The organism is Bacillus coahuilensis m4-4, from assembly GCF_000171615.1.
Classification (GTDB): domain Bacteria; phylum Bacillota; class Bacilli; order Bacillales; family Bacillaceae_K; genus Bacillus_T; species Bacillus_T coahuilensis.
The window spans coordinates 1-24,182 of record NZ_ABFU01000045.3 but is presented as its reverse complement, the minus strand read 5'-3'; the positions used below and the strand labels follow the sequence as shown (position 1 = coordinate 24,182).

Sequence of the window (24,182 nt, the reverse complement as noted above, 5' to 3'; positions counted from 1 at the left end):
GTTAGACCATCCTTTTGATAAGCTGTTGCAGACGGGCTTCAAGCTCAAGTAATTTAAATGGCTTCGTCATATAGTCATTGGCTCCTAATGATAATGAAAGGGCAATGTCCTTGTCACTTCTACGTGAGGATAACATTAAGACCTGATAGCGATCTGAATCTTCCCGCTTTCTTAATTGTTCTAATACTTCAAGACCATCCATTTTGGGCATCACCCCATCTAAAATAACTAGACAAGGAGAGTCGTTGTGCCAAGGTGATTCTATAAAAGTTAATCCATCTGGAAATGCCATAATGTCAAATTGAATACCTGGGTCCCGTGGTAAATTATTTAGTATATCCGTCAAAATAGTACGAATGATCGGATCATCATCAACGATGGCCACTTTCATTTCTTGAATGAATTTCCCATCATCAGATGAATGCAGGAGAGTCGCTGTTTGAGTTTCATCCTGTTCTTGTTCGTACATTGTTTCATGAGCAAATGTGATCCAATCTAACAGGGATTTAGTTGAATGATCCATTTTGACAACCGTTGCTGAGAAAGATGAATAAAAGGTTTTCCCCTCCGCAAGGAATGGATGCTCGGAAAAAATAGTTTGTAACCACCGGATTCTTTTTATCACCTGATGCTTTGTTGTTTTAGGCAGTAGAAGAGCAAACTCCTCGCCCTTTATTCTAATTAATAAATCTTCTTTCCTTGCATGCTCCTTCAGCAATTGACTAAGCCACTGTATGACTTCGTCACCATAATCATAACCAAAGGCGTCATTGACGACCTTAATACGATCGATATCTATATACACCAAATATGAGCCTTCAGTATATCCATTATAAAGAGCTTCTAGGGTTTCATTAAAATGTTTCAAGAATCTTTCATTCGGTAGCTTAGTAAAGGGGTCTATTAAAATTATTGGTTCATTTAGCTTTTCTTTTCGAACAATACTTAACAAACGATTGTGAACAGTTGATATCTGTTCTTTCTTTAAAAAAACTACTTCTGCTCCTAAACGATAAAATGATGTAGAAGAAGTGCCTGGGTTATCAAGCTGAATGGAAAAGGGAATTCGAATATCACGTAGCTTGTTCATAAGAGTGTAAATAGTATGTTTAGTACGATCATCTTCAACTATCGAAGAATGAATTAAGATGGTATCTGGCTTAAATCGATAAACGGCACGAATAATTTCTTCATTCACTGTAATCGGTGCAACATACCAACCCCAGGCATCGAATTCTTGTTTAGATTGAACCATTCTTTCTAGATCATGATCGATCACCATGAGTGTGGGCAAGTCGCCTCCTACGGTTTTTTTTAGAGAGTGATAATTGGATGTCATCAGAAGATAAATTGGATAAAGTTTGTAATTGTTCTTCTAAAAAAGGGTAAATGGATGTATAGGAGTAGTCTTTCGCTTCTTCCGATAAGATAACTTCTAAGTAATCTTTAGATTGTTTTTCTATGTCAATTAGTCCAAGAACTGTTGATGAACTTATTAATGTTTGAAGGTATTGAATAAGGTCTGAATGAGAGATCAGGTTGAGAGCCTCCCATTCATCTATCTTTTGTTCTATAGAGTGTATAAGATGCTTTTTGTATTTCATCATATCTTCTCGTCACCTTTCGTTGCATACTCATTCTCTGTTTCTCAAAATTAATGAGGTACGAGTAGTAGTAGTTATTCAATTCATTATACTATCTTTTAGAACACTAATAGAGTGAATTATGCATTATTTCGACAAATATCTTACATATTCGACAACTTCATGTTATCAATGTATTCTCTAAAAATAAAATGCCCAATTGAGTTGGCTACTATCACTCAGTTAGGCATGTTCTTCTGGCTATTTAATTTAAACTATTTTTCCAAGCCTCATGCCATTTACAATAAGCACGAGGGTCTCCGTAAAGGAGTCCACAAAGTTTGGAAACGTGTAGCTATAGTGAGATAGCTTTGTTGCCTCACGCTGCAAATCACTTGGCTGGCAAAAGGAATAGCCTGAAATGATGTAAGCAAATGACATATGAAGTAGTTTTGCTACATCTTGGTCATTAAATTCTGGAAAGTTATGCTGAATAACTTTTGAAATTCGTAGGTTAATCGTAGCTAGCTCGTTTTTAAACTCTACTAAAGTTTCTAAAGTAGCATTCTGTTCAAGTATGGTGAACAAAAGGGAGAATAACTTTAAATACCGTGGATTTTTGTCTAATAGTAAAGCCCACGAATAGGCAAAGGATTTAGCGTCAAGTTGATCCTCTGTCATAAGGGTAATTTCCATTTCATCCACTACATGTTTAATTTCATCTAACATAATATGAATATAAATATCCTCCTTAGAGGAAACATATTTATATAGATTGGCTCGCGTAAAATTGATTTCTTTTCCGATTTTAGCAAGCGTTATTTTATGATAAGGATAATGATCAAACAACTTAATTGCAGCTGATTTAATTTCTTCTAAACGTATCCGTTTGTTTTCCTCGTTCCTTGCTCGTTCAAACGTCATATCATTCACCTCTGTGTACTATGAATATTGTATCATAATCGTTTATTTAGTAACAAACTGAAACTTAAAATGGTAGCATTCTAAAATAACGTCTTATTTTCATCTTATATTCATTGACAAGTAACACTGTGTAACTTATATTGAATAATAAGTAACATTGTGTAAACTAACTAACATTATATAGAGATGAAATACGAAAGGATGTAGGAAGATGAATATGAAAAACACAGCATTAATTACAGGAGCATCAAGTGGAATTGGCAAGGAGTTTGCAAGAATTCATGCAAGTAAAGGCGGAGATCTTGTCATTATTGCTAGACGTGAAGATAAACTGTTAGAGTTAAAACATGAACTTGAAAAAACGTACGGTGTGCAAGTAAAAGTATTGTCAAAAGATTTAACGGAAAAGGCAGCACCAAAAGAAATCTACGAAGAAGTAAAGAATAGTGGGATTGAGATCGATTATGTAATAAATAACGCAGGCTTTGGTGGGCGTGGGAAGTTCCATGAGCGTGATTGGGAACAAGACCTTGCGATGATCCAATTAAATATTCTTGTTCTAACCGAATTAACTAGATATTTCTTACCTGATTTTGTAAAGCGAAACAGTGGAAAAATTCTAAACGTATCGTCAACTGCTTCTTTAATGCCAGGTCCGCTTCAAGCTGTCTACTATGCAACAAAAGCGTATGTGACGTCATTTAGTAATGCCATCGCAGAAGAGCTTCATGATACGAATGTAACAGTAACCGCTTTGTTACCTGGTGCTACTGAATCAGAATTTGCGCAAACTTCAGGAATGGATCAGACGAAATTATTCGATCGTACATTTAGTCCGAAAGAAGTCGCGCAGGATGGATATGATGCCATGCTAGATGGGAAGTTAAATGTTATTGCAGGAGTAACATACGGTCAACGAATAGTAATGAATATGGCACCGCTATTACCTAAGAAAATGTTAATGAAGCAAGTTCGTTTGATGCAGGAAGTTGAATGATTTTGGAGTGAGTTACTATTAGAGAAGGTTATGCTATGGACTATACGATTATTGGAAATATTTCCAAATAAGAAACCCGACTCTTCTAGTAAAAGAAAGTCGGGTTTCATGTTTGCAACATTCATTTTATTGAGGGTACGATACGGCGGGACTAAGCGGAAAGCAAAGTTAATTTCCGCAACGAAATAAACGTAATGAACAAGCCTATTATCTAATCGCTTTTCTCCTCATCCACATCGTCGCTGCCCATTTATCACCAATAGTGACAGGTGCACCGCCGTGCAAAGTCAATTCATTTAACATTGGATCATCGTAAAAGTACTCAAAATACACAGCCATCCCTTTATGAGGAGAAACGGATAACTTTAAGTTTGGAAAGTATGTGTCTCCTCCTTCTTCTACATCATTTAGATATAGAACAAGTGTGCTAATACGAGGGTTTTCAATTAATTTTTTTGGTGAAAAGAAGTCAAAATGGGCTTTGTATTCTTGTCCTATTTGGTAATTTAATAGTTGAAGACCTTCCCCGTGTTCAACTGGTATATTCATAATTTGCGAGATTCGCTTTTCCACTCGCTGCACTACTTCACTCGCGTCTTCAGGTAGAAAGACACTTGTACTTGTGCGAATATCGTTTTCCTGGTTGCCGGCAATTTTAGAACGATTCATACGATCTTTTGATAGAGAAATTAGTTCATCACATTCTTCATCACTCAGTACATTTCCTAGTACAGCTACAAATGGCTCGTGGAACTTCGCAAGTATTTGAACATCTCGATCATCTGTCTTAATTTTATTTCCAATATGGTTGAAGATAGCTAATTCTTTTGTTTCCATCATCAATTTTATCTACCTCTTTAGTATTCATAAAATTTCGAAAAAACAGGAGAAATGAGAAGCAAGTTAAACGTAAAACTTTTTTATTGAATAATATATCACCAGGATGGGAGAATAGCTATCTTTTTTTCTAGTTTAAGATTTTGAAAGATTTGACAATTTTAACGAGGTGTTTTACAGTGTACCTAATGAAATAAGGAAAGGGTGACCCAATTAGATGAAGTACTAATCCTATGATGTGAACAAAGTGAATCTAGGGCAAGGATAAACGGACGATATGTCTGTATTATTTGCCATGAGTTCATTTGGTTTCAGAATAGGATGTTGCTTCATATAGTTGACGCCAGCTTAGTTTTCTTTGGCGACCCTTCTATACGTATGCCTCCTATTCTGATTTGAATAAGGGGGCATTTTTTGTCCCAGAAATTAAGAGGGATAGGTGATATGTATGAATCTAATAGAAGCAGTCGGGATTCAATATTATATAAAAGATAAACTCTTGCTAGATATTGAGCATGTAAAAATTGAACAGAATGCAAGGATAGGACTTGTTGGAGTGAATGGAAGTGGAAAGTCTACATTAATAAATATTCTTCACGGGTCTTTAAAGCCAGATACAGGACACATTCATCGTTATGGAAGTAGTGAAGTGCTTTCCCAATTGGTCGATCATGAACAACCGAAAAGCGGAGGTGAGATCACGCAAGAGAATGTTCAAGAGAAGCTTTTATTAGCACCAGAACTATTATTTGCAGATGAGCCAACATCTAATCTTGATACATCCCATATTGAGTGGGTGGAAAAACGATTAAAAAATTATCAAGGAGCTCTTGTCATCGTTTCTCATGACAGAGCATTCTTAGACTCCATTTGTACTGTCATATGGGAGCTTGAAGATCAAAAAATAAAAGTGTATAAGGGGAACTACTCTACCTATCAGCAACTGAAACTGGCGGAGAAAGAAAGGCAAATGGTCGCTTATGAAAAGTATGAAGCGAAGAGAAAGCAGCTTGAAAAGGCCCTAAAGCTAAAGAAACTGAATGCTGAAAAAACAAACAAAGGTAAAAGAAATTGAAGTAAGAGGAAGTAAACCTCACTTTGCTAAAAAACAAAAGAAGCTGTATCAATCTGTAAAGGCGATAGAGTCAAGAATAAAAAACCTTGAACGAGTAGAACGGGTGAAAGAAATTCCACAAGTGAAAATGGATTTACCAGATGAAGACTATATTAAAGGTAAAATGATTGCGCGTCTAGAGAGTGTGTCTTGTAAAGTAGGTTCAAAGATTCTGTGGAAACCTGCAACCTTCTATATTAAAGGAGGAGATAAGTTAGCCATACTTGGTCCGAATGGAAGCGGAAAGTCTACGCTAGTCAATATGGTTATAGAGGGAGCGGAAGGAGTATCAGTTTCACCCCATAGTAAAATAGGATATTTTAGACAAGACTTAATGACGATAGATGACGAGCTAAGTGTCTTGGAAAATGTTCAATCAAGTTCGGTTCAACATGAAACATTGATTCGAACAGTTCTTGCAAGACTTCATTTCTATGGGGATGATGTGTATAAAAAGGTAGGAGTGTTAAGTGGAGGGGAGCGAGTGAAAGTGTCACTTGCAAAGCTTTTTGTTCGTGACATCAACACGCTAATTTTAGATGAGCCCACTAATTTCTTGGATATCCAAGCTGTGACTGCACTACAATCTCTATTGCAGGAATACGATGGAACGGTCCTATTTGTCTCTCATGACCGAAGATTTGTAGAGCAAGTCGCCAATCGAATCCTTCGAATAGAGAACCAGGAATTAGTGATGTATGAAGGTGGATATCAAGAGGTTAAGGAGAATGCATGGACGAATAAACAGTCAATAATTAATGAAGAGCTTATGGTGATTGAAAACAGAATCATCGACGTGCTAAGTCGTTTAAGTTTGGAGCCTAGCGAGGAATTAGAAAATGAATTTCAAAAACTACTTGCACAAAAACGTTTACTAAAAGATTAAGAGCAATAGGAATTGAAAGAGTAGGAGATCTGTGGACCTTCTACTCTTATTCTATCTCATATCTCCAATTTCTCATCCCATCTTCCGCATTATAGAACCCACTTACTTCATTTTTCGCCAAAATTTCACTTGCCTGCTGTGAACGGTTCCCACTTTGACAGATTAAGATAAAAGATTCATATTGTTCCAATGATGTTAGTTGATTTTCTATGTCATCTAAGGGAATATTTATTGCGTTTGGGATGTGGCCAGAATGATATTCATCTGGTGTTCGTACATCAATGACTTGAACATTCTCCCTAAGTTCATTCACCTTCTCTAGAGAAATGGTCTCATATTTCTCATCTTGCTGGTTAACACAAGCAGTTAAAAAAATGACTAGTGATACTAAGACTAAAATCGTTCTTTTCATTTCTCAATCTCCTTTCAAATGGTAAAGAGTGTTTCTGTATTTTATATAATCATTATACCATACAGGGTATATGAAGGGTGGAATTTCTCTTTACTAAAACTCTTAAATCTTCCAAAACTCCTTGTTAGTTATGAACGAATAAAATTCTTTTCACTATAGTGGTTAAGTGTATCCAAGTGATGAAAGGAAAATGGTATGATTGTACTATAAATGAATAACGGAGAGATGATGATGCCGCAAGATCTGATATTCTATATCTTGGCCATAGGCTTAGCTGGACTGTTAAGTAGTTTCTTATGTGTACAGGGAATGATCCGAATTAAAGATGCACCTGGAGGAACGTACTTTATTTTAGCAACCTTATTTGCCGCTGTATTTACTTTTTCGTACGTGTTTGAGCTTTTGAGTGGGGAGTTAAGCACTGTACAATTTTGGGTGAAGATGGAGTATTTTGGTCTCCCATTTATTCCTGTGTTCGTCTTACTGATGTGTTTGAATATATAGGATTAAAAACGACACTGTGGCTTAGAAGTTCGCTATTTATCATTCCATTTTTAACATTGTATTTTAATCACACGAATGAATTACATGGTCTTTATTATAGGTATATGGGAATGAGTCAGGATACACCATTTCCAATTCTACGACTGGAAGGTGGTCCACTTTATTACGTTCACTCAGGATATTCCTTTCTTTGTGTGATGCTTGGTGTTGTCATACTGTTAAGACAACTTCAATCTTCAGTCAGAAGGTTTCGCATACAAATACTTCTTATGATTATTGGGCTACTTCTCCCATTAGCTGGTGCTAATCTCTATATGATTGGTTTGAGTCCCTATGGAATAGATCTAGGGCCAGTATTTATGAGCTTATCATTCGTTTTATTTGGTATTTCTCTTAGATACTTTCAAATGTTTAATGTCGCTCCGATTGCAAGAGATTCTGTGTTTGAGAGCATGCAAGATGGCGTTTTGGTTGTAAATAAGCAAAGGATGATTGTTGATTTTAACTTAGCATTGGTAGAAATCTTTCCTTTTCTTGAACAAGGAATGATTGGTAAAACTGTTTCTACTGTGTTTTCTATTAATCCAGCAATAGTTGATATTCTCTCCATTGAACAAGATGTAGACTTAGAATTACCTGTTGAGAATGCTAATAAAATATTCCATTTGAAATTTACTCCAGTAGCTAGTAAAAGAGGTGTCATGGGGCAGGCCGTTACATTTATGGACATAACGGAGAGAGTACAAATGCAACGACAATTAAAAGAACTTGCAACAATTGATGGACTAACAAAAATATGGAACCGAACATATTTTATGGAGTTAGCAGAAGCATTAGTAGATAAATTACATACTCAACAAGAGCAATTGGCAGTTGTCATGTTTGATATAGACCATTTTAAACAGGTAAATGATACATATGGTCATGAAACGGGAGACTACGTATTAGAACACGTAGCGTCTCTTGTAAAAGACATGCTAAGATCAGAAGATTTATTTGGAAGATACGGTGGGGAAGAGTTTATCATTTGTATGGCAGGCGTTACCTCTTTGGAAGCTGAAGAGAGATCAAACGACATCCGCCTTGCTATCTCTAAGTTTAATCAATGGGGAATAGGTGTACCCATAACGATTACTTCAAGCTTTGGGGTAGCTTGTGGAAATATAAATAAAGAAGAGCTAAAGCCTCTTATTCGAAAAGCTGATTTTGCCTTATATCATGCAAAGGAGAATGGTCGAAATCGAGTGCAGATATATCAAGACGAGATAGGTAGTGTAATTCAATATACATAGAAATAAAAAAGCAAACTGATTCTTTTCGCAGTTTGTTTTTTTGTCTAATTCTTCTTGCGTTGAGTTAATATACTATTTTTTTCCCATTCACAATTCGAGCGTTGTAAAGGTAGTTAGGGTTATAATAAAGGTAAATCTATTCTATACGCATCTCTTGAAAGGAGATCCTATGAACTCAAATAAGTGTGGGTGGAATTTAGAGCTAAGTTATTCTAAATTGCCCAATAAGTTTTATTCCAAACAGCTACCGACACCAGTTCGCGCTCCGGAACTATTGTTATTGAATGAACGATTAGCCAGTGAACTAGGTTTAGATGAAAAAATGCTGCAAGAGGAGGAGGGAGTCGCCATTTTATCTGGTAATGAAGTACCAGAAGGAGCCAATCCTATATCACAAGCCTATGCAGGTCATCAATTTGCTCACTTTACGATGTTAGGCGATGGTCGAGCCGTACTCCTTGGTGAACAAATTACGCCTAATAGTGGACGGGTTGACATTCAGTTAAAAGGAGCGGGAAGAACACCTTACTCAAGAGGGGGCGATGGCAGAGCTGCTATTGGCGCAATGCTACGTGAATACATTATTAGTGAAGCAATGTATGGACTTGGGATTCCAACTACCCGAAGCTTAGCGGTCGTGTCGACAGGCGATGAAATTCTTAGAGAGACCAGGCTTCCTGGTGCAGTGCTCACAAGAGTAGCTAAAAGCCATCTTCGGGTAGGAACCTTTCAGTATGCCGCCTCTTTTGGGACCATTGACGATGTCAAAGATCTGGCCGATTATGCTATAAACAGGCATTTCCCACACCTACTTAACGAACCTGATCGCTACTCAAAATTTTTAGAAGAAGTTTTGAAGAGTCAAGCGGAATTAGTAGCGAAATGGCAACTAATTGGGTTTGTCCATGGAGTTATGAATACAGACAATATGACCATTAGCGGTGAGACCATTGACTACGGGCCATGTGCGTTTATGGATACATTTGACCCAGGTACGGTTTTCAGTTCCATTGATGTAAAAGGTCGTTATGCATTTGGGAACCAGCCATACATTGCAGGATGGAACGTAGCCCGTCTAGCGGAGTGCTTAATTCCTCTTTTACATAAGGATGAGAAAGAAGCAATTGATATGGCACAATCTATACTCTCCTCATTCCCTACAACCTATCATACCTATTGGAAGAAGGGAATGAGAGATAAGCTAGGTTTATTTGAAGAGCATGTATCGGACCAATCACTATTTGATGGGTTACTTAAAATAATGCATGAATATAAGTTGGATTATACGAACACATTTATCTCGCTTATGAACAATAATAAAGAAGAACTTGTCATGTATGAGTCAGATGAGTTTCAAACGTGGTTGAAAAACTGGAAGAAACGTCTGCACGATCAAGAACAATCTCAAATGGAAGCGTATAAGCAAATGCAACGCTCAAATCCTGCCGTAATCCCAAGAAATCATCGAGTAGAAGAGGCACTTGAAGCAGCGGCTGAAGGAAATTATGATGTGATAAAAAATTGCTTGAAGTCTTAAAAAATCCATACGCCCACTCTGAAAATCAAAAGGAGTATCAGAAGCTTTCACGAGATGGTAATGATGATTACATTACGTACTGTGGAACGTAAAGATAAGGAAAATATTTCTATTATTTTATAAATTATCATTTACTCTTTCATAAATATATATTATATTGAATTTAGTAAATAATACCTAATTTTATATTCGGCAAACTACTTGAAAGGGTAGGACGCAAAACTAAAGGGGCTAAATCATTCGTGACATGCCAGCCAGTTGCAGTCTATTGTAGTAGATTTCAACCGTCCTTTTAGTAAGGTCGGTTTTTTTATTGTAGATAGTGGTATAAAAGAACTAGGTAGTTGAGAGGGTGAATAGAGTGAAAGTAGGGAGTAAGCGAGTATTTATAGTAGCTATGGCGAGTATAGGCATTATCTCGTTTCTTTTAAAAATCATTCTTCATCAGCTCTTTTCAATTGATAGTGATTGGACCAATTTCTTTACCTTACTTCTTTCGTTTAGTGTGATTGGACTATTTATATATTTTCATATCTTGACAGGCAATCGATCTATTTGGACATTTAGTATTCAAACAATTGGATTAGTCACCATTATTGAATCTATCTATTGGATTTGGTTTAGATATCCTGTCATATTTCATGCTGACAGCACGATTAATCTTCTATTATTCGTTGTAGCCATTCCTAACCTACTATTTGTAGTCAATGGATTTCAGCGTGCTTCTAAAATAGAGCAGAAGCTTATGCAAAATGAGCAACAATTAAAAACCATTTACCAATCCATGGACGTTGGTATTTATTTAATGAATGTCACCAGTAAAAAAGTACATTTTGTATCTTCTGGAATGGAAAAATTAACGGGAATTCCTCAAAAAGATTTACTAGTGAACTATGATTATTATTTAGAAATGATTCATCCAGAAGATGCCTCGCGACTAAATTTTCTCACTTTTCAAGGGATCCAACAGGATTCAGTTAAACGGGAATATAGAATTATCAAAAGCAACGGGGAAGTTCGGTATATTAAAGAACGATTGTATCCGTATCAGGATGGGCATTCAGAGACGTCTCTACTGACAGGTATTTTATTTGATGTGACGGAAGAGAAAATGAAAAGTCAAAAGATTGAATTTTTAGCCTATCACGATGAGCTGACAGGTGTGTACAATCGAAGATTTTTAGAGAAATACATAAACGAACTAAACGAAAATGAGCAGAAATCCCATGAAAACCTATCATTAATGTATATTGATTTAGATCGTTTTAAAGCGATTAATGACTTATATTCACATGAAGTAGGAGACAACCTCCTTAGAGAATTTGCATTAAGACTGAAAGAGTGTCTGGGAGACTATGGAAAGGTCATTCGATTAGGTGGAGATGAGTTTTGTATTCTTCTTGCAGTAGGTGAGAAACAAGTTGAGAGCTTAGCAGAGAAAATGGTTGATGTGCTAAAAGTTCCGTTTTTCATTAATTCATTTGAATTATCTTTGTCGTGTAGCATTGGTGTAGTTCATTCTAACCTGCATAAAATACATATAAATCAGCTTCTCAAACAGGCAGATGCAGCACTCTATCATGTTAAAGGGTCTGGAAGAAACGGATACGCCGTGTTTGATGAACCCTTATATATTAAGTTTGAACGAAGGAACCAAATTGAACGAGAATTAAAAGAAGCGACCACGAGTCAACGTTTGGATGTGTATTACCAGCCACAATATAAAGGTTCCGAGATTGTCGGAATGGAAGCTTTAGCACGATTAAAAATAGAAAAATGGAGAAAGTGTCTCACCATCTGAATTTATTCCTATTGCAGAAGAAACTGGGCTGATGCCGGATATAGGGGAGTATGTTCTTCGTAAAGCATGTCAACAAGCAAAGACTTGGAGTGAGAAAGGATTTACACCTATAACGGTAGCTGTCAATATATCTGTCAAGCAGCTTGAAAACCAAAAATTTAGATCAGTTAGTTCATGATATCTTAAAAGAAACAGAAGTATCTCCATTACATCTTGAACTAGAAATAACAGAATCAGTTGGCTTGTTTGAGAATTGCGAGGTAGTGGGACAACTAGAGAATATAAGGGATTTAGGAGTTCGTGTGACACTGGATGATTTTGGAACGGGCTTCTCTTCATTAGCTTATTTACATACCTTTCCATTGAATGGAATTAAGGTGGCTAGAGATTTTATCATGAATATAGAGAACAACGAGAAAAGCTTAAATGTAACGAAGGCAATCATTTCTATGGGCAACCACTTACATTTACGTGTATTAGCAGAAGGTGTGGAATCAAAGGAGCAAATGGACTCCCTTGTACAAATGGGTTGTCACTATTTTCAAGGCTATTATTTCAATAAACCCATGCCCTCTGGTGCTGTTACCACTCTATTAGAAAATCTGCATCAACAAAAGCTTTCACAGCTACAATGAATCGAACAGAAGAACTTACTTCTGCTCGATTTTTTTAAATTCATGAACAATCCACCAACAAATGACTGCAAGGAGAAAATAGATAGGAAAAGAGTAGATATTCTTCCATGTGATTTCTTTGTATATATGAAAGAATTCCATTATTGGTTCCGCAACAAATGCTAAAAAAAAGGAGAGAGCTAAAGAAGCAAACAAGAACTTTTTAAAGTTCTCCCCGTAACGTTGGTAAACAAGCATAAAGGGTATTAAAACAATACCTACATCATATGGATATAGTTGAGGGAATAAGTAAGGAGATACCTGAACAGGATAACTCCATATGATGGCATTACTACCGATAGAGTCTAATATAATGGCAGCCATTCCATAAAATAATCCAAACAACGTAATCACGATGATATTCTTCTTATTCACTAACACCCACCAGACAATCGGTGATAGTACACTCAAAATAACCAATACCCACCATTCAGGTGTTAAAAAGTTATGCTCCCACCAATAAGAAATGAAGGAATCCATGTACTCTCTTTTTAATTGTACAATCTCTTCAAAAGCAATCAAATTGACTAGTTGTAGGAGAGGTACTAATTCGTTTGTTATCATAATATTGTCCATCCAATCTACAAGTTAGAATTGATCAAGATGATTCCCTTATTTTGCGACAAATTTCCTATTTTATGAAAATAAAAGAAATAACCAGACTTTCTAAAAGACAGGCTATTTCTTTTCCCTGGATTGGAGAAAGTACTATTCCTTTTCTCTATGTCGAAACGACAAAACCTTCCACTTTAAGGTTGGAAGGTTCTGAAGAGAGAGTGAACATTAATTTTCACTCTTTAGTTTTAATTCTTTTTGTTTTTTCACATTTAACCTCTTCTTCATCGCCTTAACAAGGAATCCACCTTTGAACTTCCTTGGTTCATAGGAGATTATAAAAGCTTTTGGCTCATACTCTTCTATAATCCATTCAAGCTTAGGTTCACTACTGCGCTTTGTAAGAATTTCAAGCTTGTACCGTTTACTGTCACGCCCTTGACCCTCATACACCGTTACTCCGTAGCCTTCAAATCGAAGCTTTTCAATCAACTCTATATTATGAGATTGTAAATTTACATTATACGTTGTATACCCAATCGCCAATTTGTTTTCAATTATACCTCCGATATAAATACCGATTCCGAAACCTAGAGCATAAGCGATCATTTGCCCTATGCTTTGTTCTCCACTTAACACTAGTGATACACCAAAGATGTAGACAAGTGCTTCTAAAGCTCCTACAAATGATGCTTTCTCTTTTTCACTTTTTACCATGAAGATCGTTCGTAGTGTTAAAATTGGGACGAAGACAATTTGAATAAGAAAGATCAAAATAATATCTAGCAAAACAATTCCCCATTTCTGTAAAAAATCATTAGTGTCCTCATGGTATCATTAGTAGCAGAGAGAAAGAAACTATTTTACAAAGATTTAATCTGTAAAATAATACAAGCTAAGAGTAGAGAGTGATGAATTCGACATGAACTTAAATTATGTGTATCTATACGCTTATCATGAAACTGAAAAGGAACTTTGCCAATTAGAGCAACGTGCCCTTTTTGGATATAGTACGGAGGACGAATGGATAGTCAGTGCAACAAAGATAGACCCAAGTCGTAGCCCATTTATTAAGGAACGCTTGGATGTAATAGAGCAGGCAGATTCGATAGACAGTTTGATTTTAACCATCTCTAGTTTCGGTGAAACGTTTCATCAATTTAAAGTAGTTTACCGAAAAGTAGGTAAGGATGAAACATCCTTTCCTACTAGAAAAAGGGTAGAAAAGGAAATAGGATTACGTTTAAAAGGAACTCCTGATTTAATAAATCCTAAAGTTGAATTAGTGGTTTGTAAGGTAGCTGAAAGCTGGCTAATTGGAAAGCGCAAAAAAGTGAGTCTGTGTGGCTAAATCATCAAAAAAAACCTCATCAATATTCGACAGCATTAAGTACAAGAGTAGCGAGAGCTGTTGTCAATATCGCGGCTCCAAGCATTGAAGGGACTCGTGTGATTGACCCTTGCTGCGGAATTGGAACTGTATTAATTGAGGCTCTTTCAATGGGTATCAATATTATCGGAAGTGACAATAATCCGTTAGTCATGAAAGGAATTAGAGAAAATCTTGCATATTTTGGGTACGAATGTGACGTGAGGTTAAGAGACTTACGTGACATTCAGGTTCCTATCCATAAACAATTTGATGCTGCTGTGATTGATTTGCCGTATAACCTATGTTCAGTTATTACGTCTGAAGATCAGCTTAGTATGTTGAAGCAAGCAAGGCTCATTACGAAACGATTAATCATAGTAACGGTAGAGAATGTAAAACCTATACTGAAAGAATCTGGCTTTCTGGTGAAAGATGAAGGGAAGATAGTAAAAGGTTCGTTTATCCGACATATATTGGTTTGTGAATAACCAATAGAAGAGAGTGCCAGCTTATTTATAGTAACAAGAAGTCGTGAGGGCATGTCTGATATTTACGCTTTTGTGTAAAGTAGGAGAATGAATACAGAAATTATGGAAATTATAGGAGGTAAGAAGTTTTAGTCAAGGTAGGTGTTTCAGTTGAATGAAGAACAACGGATAGAATTTGAACAAATGGTAGGTCATCGAATTTCCCTGGCTGAAGAATTAAATCAGTATTGGGAAGCTTACTCAGGGTTTAATTCGTGGGGATTTTGGGCTTCTGTTCTTATGTTAGTAATACCATTACTTGTATTATTCTTCCTGATAGATCGTAAGAGAATTTTTGAGATCGGTTTCTTTGGTTTTTCTATGCATACGATTGCTGTATTTCTCGACTCACTCGGAGTTAAAGATGGACTGTGGGGATACCCATTTTTAATTTCACCTGTGGCTCCGTCAAATGTTACATTGGATACTTCTCTTATTCCTGTAGTGTTTATGTTAATTTATCAATATACATATCACAGGCCTATTCTTTTTTACTTGGTTTCTATTGGTACAACACTTGTGTTTTCATTTATATTGAAACCATTTTTAGAAGCAATTGACCTATTTTGGCTAAGTCCAGACTTTTCTAATGTAAAGCTTTTGTATTATTACTTAATAGCATTCGCATTTAGTGTGATTGTGGTGAAAGTTTTTCACAAAATGTCTAAGTCAGTGGATTAAGATAAAAGGCCATTCTACTTTTAGAATGGCCTTTCTACTTATACTCCTTTATAGGCACTACGGTAAATTTCAGCTAATTCTGTCACAAGAGGTAACTTTGGATTAGCAGTTGTACATTGGTCTTCAAATGCACGATCAGCTAATTGGTCGACTACTTTTTCAAAGTCAGCTTTTTTCACACCGTTCGCTTCAATACTCATCGGTATTTCAAGCTCGCGAGCTAGTTTAATAACCGCTTGAATTAAGCTTTCTACGCCTTCTTCTGTTGTACGTGCAGGTAATCCCAAAATTCTAGCGATTTCTGCGTAGCGCTCGTCGGCTTTGAAGTACTCGTATTTAGGAAATGCAGTAAATTTTTTAGGTCTTTTCAGCATTGTATCGGATAACATGTGGCATCAAAATTGTATTGCTTCGGCCGTGGGCAATATGGAATTCTGCCCCAAGTTTGTGAGCCAAGCTGTGGTTAATTCCTAAAAATGCATTGGCGAACGCCATTCCGGCAATAGTAGAGGCATTATGCATTTTTTCTCGAGCCACTTCGTCACTACCATTATGATATGCCTTTGGTAAATATTCAAATACAAGCTGGATTGCTTTAATGGCAAGCCCATCTGTGTAGTCATTTGCCATATTTGACACATACGCTTCAATTGCGTGAGTTAATACATCCATTCCTGTATCAGCTGTGATATGCTTTGGTACAGTCATGACGAACTGCGGATCGATTATCGCCACATCAGGGGTTAACTCGTAGTCAGCAAGTGGTATCTTAATACCACGTTCCTTGTCTGTGATAACAGAGAAACTCGTTACTTCAGATCCAGTACCTGATGTAGTAGGGATTGCCACAAATTTAGATTGCTCACCAAGCTTTGGATATTTGAAGACACGCTTACGGATATCTAAGAACTTTTGACGTAATCCATCAAAGGATGTTTCTGGATGCTCATAGAATAGCCACATACCTTTGGCTGCGTCCATTGCAGATCCACCGCCTAGAGCAATGATGACATCAGGCTTAAATTTCTTCATCATCTCTGCGCCCTTCATGACAGTTTCAATTGAAGGATCAGGCTCTACATCTGAGAAGATTTGGCAGTGTACATAGTCAGAGCGTTTACGTAAATAGTATAGAACTTTATCCACATAGCCTAGCTTCACCATGCCTGGATCCGTAACGATGACAGCTCTTGAAATATCAGGCATTTTTGCTAGATATTGAGTAGAGTTCTTTTCAAAATAAACTTTTGGTGGAATTTTAAACCACTGCATATTATTATTTCTCTTTGCCATTTTTTTAATTGTTTATCAAGTTAATTGCCCCTACGTTCTGAGATACAGAGTTACCGCCATATGTTCCACAGCCAAGAGTAAGAGAAGGCATATAAGCATTGTAGATATCACCAATTGCCCCTTGTGAAGATGGTGCATTGACAATTAATCGACCAGCTTTCATACGTGCTCCAAATTGGTGAAGAACTTCTTCATCCTCAGAGTGAATAACAGCAGAGTGACCAATTCCTCCGAATTCTAGCATTTCTTCAGCACGAGTTAAGCCTTCTTCTGTGCTTCTTACACGGTAGCATGCAAGAACTGGGCTTAATTTTTCACGAGATAATGGTTCTTCTGGTCCAACTGTTTTCGTTTCGGCAATGAGGATTTTTGTATCTTCTGGCACGGTTACTCCTGCCATTTTAGCAATTTCTGCAGCAGGCTTTCCTACAATATTCGCATTTACTGCACAGGAATGCTCGTTAATGACAAGCTTTTCAACTTTTTTCTTTTCTTCTTCACTTAAGAAATAGCAGCTATGTGAGATCATTTCTTTTTTCACTTCTTCATACACTTCTTTATCGATTATAACTGCTTGCTCTGAGGCACAAATCATACCATTATCAAATGTTTTTGATAGAATAAGATCATTCACTGCTCGTTTCACATTGGCTGTTCTTTCAATATAGCAAGGAACGTTACCTGGGCCTACGCCAAGTGCAGGTTTACCAGAACTGTAAGCTGATTTCACCATACCAGCTCCACCAGTAGCGAGAATTAATGAGATATCATCATGGTTCATTAACGTTTGTGTTGCTTCTAATGACGGAGTTTCAATCCACTGAATACAGTTTTCTGGAGCACCAGCTTTAATGGCAGCATCACGTAATACTCTTGCTGCTTCACTACTACATTTTTGAGCAGAAGGGTGGAAAGCGAAAATAATAGGATTTCTTGTTTTTAAGGAAATAATAGCTTTAAACATTGTTGTAGATGTTGGGTTGGTAACAGGAGTTACCCCTGCAACGACACCAACTGGTTCCGCAATCTCGACTACACCTTCGTGTTCATTTTTTGAAATCACACCAACTGTACGATCATACTTGATATTGTGATAAATATACTCGGTAGAGAAAATATTTTTGTGATTTTGTCTTCATACACACCGCGTTTTGTTTCATCAATTGCCATGCGAGCTAATGTCATATGATTGTCTAATCCAGCTAGTGCCATTTCTTTTACAATGGTGTTAACTTGATCTTGATCTAACTTGCGAAATTGCTCTAATGCTTTTAACCCTTTACTTGTCAATTCACCAATCGTTTCTACAACGGACTTTTCATTCTTTTTTGGTTTGTCTGCCACTACCATGTTTTTTCCTCCTATTCATATTGTGAAACTATTCACATGATGGGGTAAAATTTAAATGGATGCTTGCTGTATATCATTCTGTGTTAGGTGACCCATTATTGTGAAACATTTCACATAAACTAACAAATGTAAACAGCCTTTATTACTGACATACTGGGTTGCGAGGAATCTTTGCAAATGAGATGTCACTAAACATTCTAGTGCTTTGCTTGATGATAATCACATAATTTAATGTCCAGATGTAAGATGGAATTGTTTCTCCTTCTTCGATCATCATTGATTCGAATTGGTCTCCAACAGTTTCTTCAAATGCTTCAAGAGTGTAAGTGTCTGCATCTGTACTAAAGTCTTTCCATTCACATATCATCATTTTCATTCACTTCCTTTGCTGTTCTATGGGTTTATTGTAGCATGAGAGAGCAGGGGATAGTTTGTGAAATATTGAACAAAGTGTGAAAGTATCAAAGTCATATCTTTATAGGATAATTTCATAGGTTGTATACATGTAAATGCTATATAGTCGAATGGAAATTGGATAATTGTGTTAAAATCAGAAGAAGAATGGACGTGTTAAATGGTTTCTTAAAAACGTAGCTTTGTTAAAGATAAGGATGGTTATATGCTCTAACTATACATCACTCCTAAACTTGGAAAAACCCTTCATAGGAGTGACATCCACAGTATTATTTTAATATAAAGCTAACTAGGGGAGAGAATAGTGGAATTAAAAAATATCAATATTGAAGAAAGAATGAAATATTATAATGTAAACGGTTTAAGTATTGTGTTGTTCAGTGACGGTCAAATTAAGAAAACGAAAAATTATGGTTTACTTGAAGTAAATAGCAATAGAAAAGTAAATAATGATTCTATTTTCTGTGCATGTTCCATTAGTAAATTCTTAACAGGATTGTTAGCAATAAAGTTACTAGAAGAGGGGTATCTGAATTTAGATAGTGATGTAAATGAAGCACTTGTTACTTGGAAAGTGCCTGAAAATAAATACACACTAAATAAAAAGGTTACCTTAAGAAACTTGCTTAGTCATCAATCTGGAATTAAGGATCCTGAGAATAGTTTTTTTGAATTAAACTTGGATATGGGAGTTCCTTCAATGGTTGAAATATTGGAAGGGAAATCCCATTATTGTAAGGAGCCTATTGAAGTTCAATTCGAACCTGAGAGTGAATTCCATTATTCAGATGCAGGGTATTGTATTATTCAACAACTAATAGAAGATGTAACGAAAAAGCAGTTTTATCAGGTGATCAATGAATTGATATTTGAACCACTTGAAATAAAAAATAGTCAGTTAAATATGATAATGTCTGAAGTAAATAGAGAAAAATTTTCATGTGGTCATAAGAAAAACGGTAAGTTAGTTGAAGGAAAACATCCAGTATATCCTTATCCTGCAGCTTCTGGACTTTGGACAACTTCTATGAATTTAGCTACACTAGTTCTTGAGTTGATGAATGCAGTAAAAGGAGATAGTAAGCTTGGAATTTCTAAAAGTCTAGCAAATGAAATGATATCTCCGCAAAAAGGTAAGAGCTGGCTAGGGTTAGGCGTATTTCTTGAAGGGGAGGAGATAGAAGTTGAAATTTCATCACTCGGTTGGGGAATAGGCTTTCAATGTATGATGGTGGCATACCCACATATGGAAAAAGGTGCAGTTATAATGACTAATGCAGAATTAGGAGTTCATCAATTAGAAGGAATTATTGGCGAAATATATAAATCTCTTCTAACTTAAAGCTTTAGTTTTTAAAGTGAACAGGTTACCAGTAATGAGAGGAAGCCACTATCCTTATTTAAATATTAAAGCTCAAACAACAGATATAAGTTAAACAACCGGGTGTTTTCAGAGAAAAGAAAAATAGTGAAACACAGCAATGAGCAGAGATTATGATCTCTGCTCATTGCTGTGTTTTCAGTTCAAGGATACTCAGAATATATTATTTAAACCATCCTTTTTCCTTAGATTGAGTAATAGCTTCAATTCGATTCTTTACTTCTAGTTTATCTAAAATAGCAGAAATATAGTTTCGGACCGTTCCGGCCTTAATGCTAAGCTCGTTCGCAATTTCATTTGTATTTTTACCATCAGCGACAAGCCCTAAAACTTCAATTTCTCTTTCGGTTAAGGGGTTTTGTTCTGTATAGACGTCTTCAATCAACTCAGGTGCATAAATCCGTTTCCCTTGCATGATACGGCGGATGGAGCTTGCAAGCTCCTCACTTGGACTGTCCTTTAAAAGGTAACCCATAACGCCTGCCTTCACCGCTCGCTGGAAGTAACCAGTTCGTGCAAAGGTGGTAAGAATAATGACTTTACACCCTAGCCCTTTAAGCTCTTCAGCTGCATCTAATCCTGTTTTCCCGGGCATTTCGATATCCATCATACAAACGTCAGGCTTCAATTCTTGAACTAGCTTAATAGCTTCCTCGCCGTTTGAGGCTTTTCCCACGACTTCCATGTCGTCCTCTAAGCTAAGTAATGATCCAAAGGCACCTAATAATAGCTGCTGATCCTCTGCGATTACAATTCGAATCATAATTTGATCCTCTCCTATTCGGACTGTTTCACATCAATTGGTACAGAAATCACTAATGTGGTTCCATCGTCAGTTTTAATATCTAAATTACCATTCACAAAGCCAAGTCGTTCTCTCATACCTAGTAAGCCGTTTCCTTGAATGCCTTTCATGGAGGGAGCCTTAAACGTTCCGTTATCATGAATGGTTAATATAATATCTTTCCAAGTCTGTTCAATGGTTACGGAGCAAATGGTTGCCCCGCTATGCTTCACGGTGTTCGTGACAGCTTCTTTCAAGCACATACTTAATATATTTTCTGTAAGTAAAGAAACATTTGTTAAAGTGACTTCATCTATTCCAGCATATTTAATCTCAGCGGCTGCAAGAATTTCTTTCACAAGAGGGATCTCGTCCTGAAGACGAATTCCCCTCATGCTTGAAACCATTTTTCGTACTTCGTTCAAAGCGGTCCTAGCTTGCTGTTGAACATCCTTTAATTCTTGCTTTGATTGTTCAGGATTCTTATTGATTAATTTACGAGCAAGATCACTTTTTAAACCAATTAATGAAAGCTTCTGACCTAACGTATCATGAAGATCTCTCGCAATTCTCTGCCGTTCTTCAAGAACAATTAATTCAGAAATCCTTTTATTCGCATCTTCAAGCTTCTCTTCAAGTTCACCCCGTTCATTCCGGTTGTGAATGGTAAAAGGTAAGAGAATCACAGCGATCCAAATGACAATAACAAAGGGAAGCTGCTGGAGAAACATTGGGTTCTGCTGAACGATTCCAAGATTAATGGAAATGGAAGTAGAAATAAGATGAAAAAAGTACAGTATTAAAAAAGTCGGATTTTCTTTAATATTTCCAATGTAATGAGCTAAGAAAAAAGCAAAGTAAACATAGCTAAATAATGTGGTGGAGGTGGCAGAAATTCCAATAAGTATGAACGTCCACAAGTAGACTAGCCACCCTTTCGCAAAAAACGCGATACGATAAAAGATAAAAAATAATACGGTTAAAATAATTCCAATTACCATTTCAACTGTCGTGGACAATTGAAAGATAAAATAAAACGGAAGAATAAATAAAATAACCCATATATACGGGGAGATTCCATTGTTTTTATGAAAGGTAAGATACCGTTTCATCATTGTATATACCTCTCTTTTCAATTTACATGAAACGAAGTACAGTCAAATTAGTTTGACTGTACTGGCATTTCTTTTATAACTTTCAGTTGCTTTAATTGTTTAAATCCGATATATCGCTTGTTTTTTTCGTCCCATAAGCGAAATTTAATCGAAGCTAAACTGGTACGTAATGTAATGGTAGGTACATGCTGAAGTGGCTCTGCATTCATATGAGCATCTTCCAATTTATAATTCGGTACTCTAGGACTAAGATGGTGAACATGATGGTAGCCAATGTTTCCAGTAAACCACTGTAGCACTTTTGGAAGCTTATAATATGAGCTTCCCTCGACAGCAGCTTTTACATATTCCCATTCCTCGCTCCATTCAAAATAAGAGTCTTCAAATGTATGCTGTACGTAAAATAACCAAACACCCATTGTGCCAGAAATTAAGAAAATAGGAGCTTGAACGAGTAGAAACGCTTCCCATCCAATTGTATAGCAAAGTAGGACAATTATTCCAGCTATCAATGCGTTCGTTAGGTACGTATTAAGTCGTTCCGTTTTACGAGCCTTTTTTCGGTTCATTCGATTTTTAAACAAGAATACATACGTAGGTCCAATAAACAGCATCACAATTGGATGACGATATAGACGATATTGTAACCGAGTCATTGGTGTCGCCTGCTGATATTCTTCAACCGTCATCATCCATATATCTCCCACACCACGCTTATCTAAATTTCCACTGGAAGCATGGTGAACCGAATGCTCATGCTGCCATTTTTTAAATGGAAACAATGTTAAGACTCCTGTGATGGTTCCAAGCACACTGTTCAGCTTGCGATTTTTATAAAAGGAATGGTGACAACAGTCATGAAAAATGATAAAAATTCTTGTTAACAGCCCTGCCCCAATTATAGCGAATCCTAGCGTAATAATGTAGTGAATTTCCAAACTTTTGTAAGCTAGAAACCAAACAAGAAAGAAGGGTAGCAATGTATTCAACAATTGAATCGTACTCTTCATATGGTCAGATTTTTCGTAAGGTGCTACAAGCTTTCGTAGCATTTTTTTGGTTTTTCTTTAGACATCGTTTTCACTCATCCCTTCGGATTGCGTTTTTCATTGCCCTTAGTATAGGCGAGGCGCTTACATTCTAATAGACATAGCTGTCATATAGGAAACATGATAAGTGTCATATTAGTAGGGGATAGGCCTTATGGGATAAGGGATAGACAAGTGTTAAGCTTTTGTAAAAAAAAACGCCTGATTGCTATTCATACAATCAGGCGCAGGGAGATATTAATATTTATTCCATTCAAGTACATCTTCAAGAGGTAAACGAGTTTTCTCAAACCCTGCTTTTGCCCCTTTTCCTAGAGATATTAGCATTACGGGTTCTAAATGATTAGGCACATTAAAGGTTTTTACAAATTCATCAGCATCATAGCCGCCCATAGGAACCGTATCATATCCTTTTGCTTTGGCTGCAAGCATTAGTTGCATTGAAACTAATCCACCATCAATTAAGCTAATCTTGCTTAAGCGCTCCTCAGGGAAATTACCATAGTTATCTAGGATACTATTCACGTACATTTCTTTGATTTCATCACTCATATTGCCTTTTTTAGCAATCTGCGTGTAGATTTGATCCGCATTTTTGTATGCATACTTATCACCAAGCACTGCTATTACAACAGAAGCATCGACAATTTGCTTTTGATTATTGGCTATAGGTAAAAGCTCTTCTTTAGCTGCTTGATCTTCAATCACTAAAAATCTCCAGGGTTGAAGGTTAGATGATGAAGGAGCTAAAATCGCTGTTTCTAATATTTCTTTAATTTCGCTGCGCTCCATTTTATGATTCGGATCATATTGACGCACAGAACGACGTTCTTTTGCAACTGTAAAGAAATCAGTAGTATCCAATACTTTAGGTTGCTCTGTAGTGGTATCAATTTCTGTCACTTTCGTTAAATATTCTTCTTTGTTCATCGATTTATTTGTCATTTTTCTTCCTCCACTTTAACTGTATTAATTTAAGATACAGTATAATCTCTAAACTGCAACTGAGTCAAGTACAGTTACTTAGTGAAAGGGGAGGTGAGCGCAAAGGTAGGAAGTGCATGCAAGGGTGTAAAAGGTGCACGCAAGGATGGCGGGGC

At 36.5% G+C, this 24,182-nt stretch carries 21 protein-coding genes, 4 pseudogenes and 1 riboswitch; of the genes and pseudogenes, 12 read left to right on the top strand and 13 right to left on the bottom strand.

The features are described 5' to 3' along the window. Position 1: 1 nt before the first annotated feature. From M44_RS11485 to M44_RS22615, 3 genes are all read right to left on the bottom strand, one after another. Positions 2-1,294 carry a GGDEF domain-containing response regulator gene (locus tag M44_RS11485; RefSeq protein WP_162013669.1) on the bottom strand — a complete coding sequence of 431 codons (1,293 nt, stop codon included), beginning with the start codon at positions 1,292-1,294 and terminating at the stop codon, positions 2-4. Beyond that, positions 1,266-1,607, bottom strand: a complete 342-nt coding sequence (locus tag M44_RS27030; protein ID WP_010173755.1) for a hypothetical protein — start codon at positions 1,605-1,607, stop codon at positions 1,266-1,268. The genes M44_RS11485 and M44_RS27030 overlap by 29 nt, the downstream gene beginning before the upstream one ends. Before the next feature lie 246 nt (positions 1,608-1,853). Beyond that, positions 1,854-2,507 (bottom strand): TetR/AcrR family transcriptional regulator, encoded by a 654-nt coding sequence (locus tag M44_RS22615; RefSeq protein WP_010173753.1) that lies wholly within the window; start codon positions 2,505-2,507, stop codon positions 1,854-1,856. A 211-nt stretch (positions 2,508-2,718) separates the two neighbouring features. Between M44_RS22615 and M44_RS11470 the strand changes: the two genes are divergently transcribed. Further along, positions 2,719-3,504, top strand: a complete 786-nt coding sequence (locus tag M44_RS11470; RefSeq protein ID WP_202795625.1) for an SDR family NAD(P)-dependent oxidoreductase — start codon at positions 2,719-2,721, stop codon at positions 3,502-3,504. Between the two features lie 207 nt (positions 3,505-3,711). On the opposite strand, the gene M44_RS11465 is transcribed toward M44_RS11470, so the two are convergent. Continuing rightward, a complete protein-coding gene (locus tag M44_RS11465) occupies positions 3,712-4,344 on the bottom strand; it encodes a 2OG-Fe(II) oxygenase (RefSeq protein ID WP_010173751.1) in 633 nt (210 codons plus the stop codon). Positions 4,345-4,789: 445 nt separating this feature from the next. Here M44_RS11465 and abc-f point away from each other — a divergent pair. Then, a pseudogene (gene abc-f, locus M44_RS22610) lies at positions 4,790-6,341 on the top strand (ribosomal protection-like ABC-F family protein). Between the two features lie 46 nt (positions 6,342-6,387). Here abc-f and M44_RS11455 read toward each other — a convergent pair. Beyond that, positions 6,388-6,753, bottom strand: a complete 366-nt coding sequence (locus M44_RS11455; protein WP_010173750.1) for a rhodanese-like domain-containing protein — start codon at positions 6,751-6,753, stop codon at positions 6,388-6,390. Between the two features lie 210 nt (positions 6,754-6,963). Here M44_RS11455 and M44_RS29970 point away from each other — a divergent pair. From M44_RS29970 to M44_RS11430, 6 genes and pseudogenes are all read left to right on the top strand, one after another. Continuing rightward, positions 6,964-7,622, top strand: a pseudogene (locus M44_RS29970) (histidine kinase N-terminal 7TM domain-containing protein); the annotation flags it as partial. Continuing rightward, positions 7,617-8,549: a sensor domain-containing diguanylate cyclase gene (locus tag M44_RS11445; RefSeq protein WP_420167112.1), complete on the top strand. Its 933-nt coding sequence runs from the start codon at positions 7,617-7,619 to the stop codon at positions 8,547-8,549. The pseudogene M44_RS29970 and the gene M44_RS11445, both read left to right, overlap by 6 nt. 169 nt (positions 8,550-8,718) lie before the next feature. Beyond that, a pseudogene (locus M44_RS22605) lies at positions 8,719-10,178 on the top strand (protein adenylyltransferase SelO). 89 nt (positions 10,179-10,267) lie between these two features. Then, a riboswitch (cyclic di-GMP riboswitch) is annotated at positions 10,268-10,352 on the top strand. 86 nt (positions 10,353-10,438) lie between these two features. Beyond that, the gene (locus M44_RS11435; RefSeq protein ID WP_155814953.1) at positions 10,439-11,887 is read left to right on the top strand and encodes a sensor domain-containing diguanylate cyclase; all 1,449 of its coding nucleotides are present in this window, start codon (positions 10,439-10,441) and stop codon (positions 11,885-11,887) included. A 31-nt stretch (positions 11,888-11,918) separates the two neighbouring features. Further along, positions 11,919-12,065 carry an EAL domain-containing protein gene (locus M44_RS29965; protein WP_010173745.1) on the top strand — a complete coding sequence of 49 codons (147 nt, stop codon included), beginning with the start codon at positions 11,919-11,921 and terminating at the stop codon, positions 12,063-12,065. Then, a complete protein-coding gene (locus tag M44_RS11430; RefSeq protein WP_010173744.1) occupies positions 12,031-12,522 on the top strand; it encodes an EAL domain-containing protein in 492 nt (163 codons plus the stop codon). Before M44_RS29965 ends, M44_RS11430 begins: the two co-directional genes overlap by 35 nt. A gap of 15 nt (positions 12,523-12,537) precedes the next feature. Here M44_RS11430 and M44_RS11425 read toward each other — a convergent pair whose 3' ends face one another. Together M44_RS11425 and M44_RS11420 are read right to left on the bottom strand one after the other, a co-directional pair. Then, positions 12,538-13,125 (bottom strand): CBO0543 family protein, encoded by a 588-nt coding sequence (locus tag M44_RS11425; RefSeq protein WP_010173743.1) that lies wholly within the window; start codon positions 13,123-13,125, stop codon positions 12,538-12,540. 219 nt (positions 13,126-13,344) lie between these two features. Next, positions 13,345-13,905: a DUF2179 domain-containing protein gene (locus tag M44_RS11420; protein ID WP_010173742.1), complete on the bottom strand. Its 561-nt coding sequence runs from the start codon at positions 13,903-13,905 to the stop codon at positions 13,345-13,347. 133 nt (positions 13,906-14,038) lie between these two features. Here M44_RS11420 and M44_RS28250 point away from each other — a divergent pair, with 133 nt between their 5' ends. The 3 genes from M44_RS28250 (at position 14,039) to M44_RS11410 (ending at position 15,696) form a co-directional block, all read left to right on the top strand. Continuing rightward, positions 14,039-14,467 (top strand): hypothetical protein, encoded by a 429-nt coding sequence (locus M44_RS28250; RefSeq protein WP_237705275.1) that lies wholly within the window; start codon positions 14,039-14,041, stop codon positions 14,465-14,467. After that, positions 14,458-14,976, top strand: a complete 519-nt coding sequence (locus M44_RS28245) for a TRM11 family SAM-dependent methyltransferase (protein ID WP_237705274.1) — start codon at positions 14,458-14,460, stop codon at positions 14,974-14,976. Before M44_RS28250 ends, M44_RS28245 begins: the two co-directional genes overlap by 10 nt. Before the next feature lie 150 nt (positions 14,977-15,126). Then, positions 15,127-15,696: a CBO0543 family protein gene (locus tag M44_RS11410; protein WP_010173741.1), complete on the top strand. Its 570-nt coding sequence runs from the start codon at positions 15,127-15,129 to the stop codon at positions 15,694-15,696. A gap of 38 nt (positions 15,697-15,734) precedes the next feature. On the opposite strand, the pseudogene adhE reads toward M44_RS11410, so the two are convergent. After that, positions 15,735-18,339: pseudogene (gene adhE / locus M44_RS22595) on the bottom strand (bifunctional acetaldehyde-CoA/alcohol dehydrogenase). A gap of 142 nt (positions 18,340-18,481) precedes the next feature. Then, positions 18,482-18,709 carry a hypothetical protein gene (locus M44_RS11400; RefSeq protein ID WP_010173739.1) on the bottom strand — a complete coding sequence of 76 codons (228 nt, stop codon included), beginning with the start codon at positions 18,707-18,709 and terminating at the stop codon, positions 18,482-18,484. 348 nt (positions 18,710-19,057) lie between these two features. Between M44_RS11400 and M44_RS11395 the strand changes: the two genes are divergently transcribed. After that, positions 19,058-20,095, top strand: coding sequence for a serine hydrolase domain-containing protein (locus M44_RS11395; RefSeq protein ID WP_010173736.1), 1,038 nt, complete (start codon positions 19,058-19,060; stop codon positions 20,093-20,095). Between the two features lie 202 nt (positions 20,096-20,297). Here M44_RS11395 and M44_RS11390 read toward each other — a convergent pair whose 3' ends face one another. From M44_RS11390 to M44_RS11375, 4 genes are all read right to left on the bottom strand, one after another. Further along, complete coding sequence (locus tag M44_RS11390) at positions 20,298-20,897, bottom strand: response regulator transcription factor (protein WP_010173734.1); 600 nt, start codon at positions 20,895-20,897, stop codon at positions 20,298-20,300. 14 nt (positions 20,898-20,911) lie between these two features. Beyond that, positions 20,912-22,033 carry a sensor histidine kinase gene (locus M44_RS11385; RefSeq protein ID WP_010173732.1) on the bottom strand — a complete coding sequence of 374 codons (1,122 nt, stop codon included), beginning with the start codon at positions 22,031-22,033 and terminating at the stop codon, positions 20,912-20,914. A gap of 47 nt (positions 22,034-22,080) precedes the next feature. After that, entirely contained in the window at positions 22,081-23,085 is a 1,005-nt protein-coding gene (gene desA, locus M44_RS11380) for a Delta(5) desaturase DesA (RefSeq protein WP_010173730.1), read from the bottom strand. A 234-nt stretch (positions 23,086-23,319) separates the two neighbouring features. Next, positions 23,320-24,027, bottom strand: a complete 708-nt coding sequence (locus M44_RS11375) for a nitroreductase family protein (protein ID WP_010173727.1) — start codon at positions 24,025-24,027, stop codon at positions 23,320-23,322. Positions 24,028-24,182: the final 155 nt, after the last annotated feature.

Excerpts from the sequence above, each read along its gene's own strand:
- M44_RS27030 (WP_010173755.1), bottom strand. The coding sequence starts at position 1,607 with ATGATGAAATACAAAAAGCATCTTATACACTCTATAGAACAAAAGATA.
- M44_RS22615 (WP_010173753.1), bottom strand. The coding sequence starts at position 2,507 with ATGACGTTTGAACGAGCAAGGAACGAGGAAAACAAACGGATACGTTTA.
- M44_RS11470 (WP_202795625.1), top strand. The coding sequence starts at position 2,719 with ATGAATATGAAAAACACAGCATTAATTACAGGAGCATCAAGTGGAATT.
- M44_RS11465 (WP_010173751.1), bottom strand. The coding sequence starts at position 4,344 with ATGATGGAAACAAAAGAATTAGCTATCTTCAACCATATTGGAAATAAA.
- M44_RS11455 (WP_010173750.1), bottom strand. The coding sequence starts at position 6,753 with ATGAAAAGAACGATTTTAGTCTTAGTATCACTAGTCATTTTTTTAACT.
- M44_RS11445 (WP_420167112.1), top strand. The coding sequence starts at position 7,617 with ATGAGCTTATCATTCGTTTTATTTGGTATTTCTCTTAGATACTTTCAA.
- M44_RS29965 (WP_010173745.1), top strand. The coding sequence starts at position 11,919 with ATGCCGGATATAGGGGAGTATGTTCTTCGTAAAGCATGTCAACAAGCA.
- M44_RS11425 (WP_010173743.1), bottom strand. The coding sequence starts at position 13,125 with ATGATAACAAACGAATTAGTACCTCTCCTACAACTAGTCAATTTGATT.
- M44_RS28250 (WP_237705275.1), top strand. The coding sequence starts at position 14,039 with ATGAACTTAAATTATGTGTATCTATACGCTTATCATGAAACTGAAAAG.
- M44_RS11400 (WP_010173739.1), bottom strand. The coding sequence starts at position 18,709 with ATGATGATATGTGAATGGAAAGACTTTAGTACAGATGCAGACACTTAC.
- M44_RS11390 (WP_010173734.1), bottom strand. The coding sequence starts at position 20,897 with ATGATTCGAATTGTAATCGCAGAGGATCAGCAGCTATTATTAGGTGCC.
- M44_RS11385 (WP_010173732.1), bottom strand. The coding sequence starts at position 22,033 with ATGATGAAACGGTATCTTACCTTTCATAAAAACAATGGAATCTCCCCG.
- desA (WP_010173730.1), bottom strand. The coding sequence starts at position 23,085 with ATGCTACGAAAGCTTGTAGCACCTTACGAAAAATCTGACCATATGAAG.
- M44_RS11375 (WP_010173727.1), bottom strand. The coding sequence starts at position 24,027 with ATGACAAATAAATCGATGAACAAAGAAGAATATTTAACGAAAGTGACA.